This window comes from Streptomyces graminilatus (assembly GCF_001418565.1).
Lineage (GTDB): Bacteria > Actinomycetota > Actinomycetes > Streptomycetales > Streptomycetaceae > Streptomyces > Streptomyces graminilatus.
In genome coordinates, this window is record NZ_LIQQ01000811.1 from 1 (window position 1) to 1,691 (window position 1,691).

Genomic DNA, 1,691 nt, shown 5'->3' on the forward strand with positions numbered 1-1,691 from the left:
GTGCCACCCGTGCCACTCATGCCACCCGTGCGCCCGTACCCCACCGAAGCGCCACCACCCCGTACCGTTCGCCGCCCGTTCGTCGGGGCCACCCTGGCCGGGTCGAACGCGGTGAGTCCGCGTACCAGTGCCGCACTCGGCACCGGTTCCACCTGGCCGGCCAGGGCGGTGAACCGCTGGGCCACCGAGCGCAGCGCGAGTCCCTGGCCGAGGAGTTTCTCGGCGTACTCGCGCAGGCCCTCGCCGATTCGGTCGCGCATGCCCTCCGCCGTGGGCACCCGCAGGCCCAGGTCGGTGAGGTGGGCCGCCGCCTCGGCGGCCGAGGACGCCGTACCGGATCCGGTGCCGCCCGCCAGGGCCCTGCCGACGAGGGACCGGTAGGCGTCGAGGGCCCGGCGGGCCTCGTCGAGGTCCGCCTCGAAGGCCTCGCGGCGCGCGGGCCGCAGCAGGCCGGGGAGGGCGGACAGGCCGGCCAGCGCCCCGTCGGCGTTGTCGAGGGCGTTCACGCAGGCACGGTAGGTGCCCTCCGCCGGGCCGCCGGGCTGCCGGTGCCGCTGGTCCCGGCCGCTGCCGCCGGACACCAACGCCTTTAGCGGGTCCGGGAGTTCGGCGTTGGACACGACCGCCGTCGGTGGCGCGTGGTCGGTGTCGTGGCCCGCGAACCGGGTGAGCGCGTCCCGCCACGCCCGGTCGCGCACGTCCGGGGGCAGGTCCTGCTCCAGGAGGCGTACGCCGGGTGCGGCGACGGCGTCGGGCAGTGACGTGAGATCCCGCAGGACGCGCAGATAGACGTCCGGCACCGACAGGACGTCCACCAGGACAGCCAGCGCGTCCGGGTCGTCGGGCGCGGGCCGCTCCAGTGCCGTGCGCGCGGAGCGCAGATCACCGGCCCACAGGATGGCCGTACGGTCGGAGCGCAGTACGGCGGGGCGCAGCAGCCTGCGGTCGGGCTTGAACGCCTCGTCCTCGCCCGCGTACGCACCGGGCGCGCTGCCCACCAGCAGGACCAGGATCCTGACCTCGCCCACCGCCCGGTAGGCGGCGAGGAGTTCGTACTGCCGCTGGTGGTCGGTGAGCCCGGCCGGGGTGTCGGTCACCAGGAACAGCGGGTCGTCGGGCTCCGGTTGCCCGGCCTGGGCGAGCCGGTGGGCGACGCGGGCCCGCAGCGCCTGGGCGGTGTCGAGCCGCGCCGCCCCGGCGCGCAGGTCGAGCGGTACGACGACGGGGCCGGAGCCCATGGGCATGCTGCTCACTGGGCGTCTCCGTCCCAGGGAGAGCCGTCGCCGTCCCGGCCGTCGGACCGGCCGTCGGACCGGTCGTCGGACCGGTGGTCCGACCGGTGGTCGTCCCTGCCGTCGTCCCTGCCGTCGTACCGGCGCTCGTACTTGCGGTCGTCCGGATCGTCGTAGGGCCGCTGGTCGTCGGGCTGGTCCCAGGGTGCGGAGGGGCGCTCCGCGCCGCGCGGGGACCCGTTGACCCGTCCGTCGTCCCGGCGCCCGCCCGCACTGCCGCCCCCGCCCCCGTCGCCGTAGCCGCTGGAGGAGTGTGAACTGCGGCTGTACGAAGCGGTGTTGTCGTAGTCGCCGTACTTGTAGTCGTCGTCGACGCCGGAGGTGTCCGCCTCCGGGGAGCGGGACGGCGGTGGTGCCGTACCCCAGTCGTCCTCGTCCTCCAGGGGGCGGCGGGGTGCC

General features: G+C 75.9%; 2 pseudogenes. Both read right to left on the reverse strand.

Features of this window, described 5'->3' with window-relative positions:
* Positions 1 to 1,244: pseudogene (locus AOK08_RS41795) on the reverse strand (hypothetical protein); the annotation flags it as partial.
* A 5-nt stretch (positions 1,245 to 1,249) separates the two neighbouring features.
* Positions 1,250 to 1,691, reverse strand: a pseudogene (locus AOK08_RS46300) (hypothetical protein); the annotation flags it as partial.